This window comes from Sphaerisporangium melleum, from assembly GCF_014646695.1.
GTDB classification, from domain to species: Bacteria; Actinomycetota; Actinomycetes; order Streptosporangiales; family Streptosporangiaceae; genus Sphaerisporangium; species Sphaerisporangium melleum.
The window spans coordinates 1-830 of record NZ_BMNT01000043.1 but is presented as its reverse complement, the minus strand read 5'-3'; the positions used below and the strand labels follow the sequence as shown (position 1 = coordinate 830).

Genomic DNA, 830 nt, shown 5'->3' with positions numbered 1-830 from the left:
CCTCCACCTCCCCCAACTCCACCCGATGACCCGACACCTTCACCTGATGATCGACACGCCCCAAAAACTCCAACGTCCCATCAGGCCAATACCGCCCCACATCACCCGTCCGATACCACCGCCCACCACCCCACTCCACGAACTTCGCCGCCGTCGCCTCCACATCACCCCGATAACCCGCGGCAACCCCCACCCCACCGATCCACAACTCCCCCGCCACCCAATCCGGACAATCACGCCCCCGACCATCCACCACCCGAAAACACTGATTAGCCAACGGAAACCCATACGGCACCGAAACCCAACCAGCCCCCACCCCGTCCACCACAAACGCATTCGACCAAATAGACGCCTCCGTCGCCCCACCCAACGCCACCAAACAACACCGACCACCACTCAACCCCGCCACCCGCCCCGGCAACTCCAAACCCACCCAATCCCCCGACACCAACACCAACCGCAAACCCCCCACAACCTCCGGCACCGCCACCAACAACATCTCCAACAACGTCGGAACGCTATTCCACACCGTCACACCATGCTCAACACACAAACGCCCCCACGCCTGCGCATCCCGCCGCTCCCCCTCACCCACCAAAACAACCGCCCCACCAACCCCCAACACACCGAACAAATCAAAAACCGACAAATCAAAATCCAACGCCGACACCGCCAACACCCGATCCCCCGACCCCACACCAAACCGCCCACACACCTCCACCACCGTGTTCAACGCCGACCCATGACACACCTCCACACCCTTCGGCTCACCCGTCGAACCCGACGTGAAAATCACATACGCCAAATCACCCCCCGACACCCCCACCGGC

General features: G+C 62.3%; 1 protein-coding gene. It reads right to left on the bottom strand.

Translation table 11 applies throughout. The features are described from left to right. On the bottom strand, positions 1-757 hold a 757-nt coding region (locus tag IEY93_RS30670; RefSeq protein WP_308425763.1), incomplete at its 3' end, for an AMP-binding protein. Between the last annotated feature and the right edge of the window lie 73 nt (positions 758-830).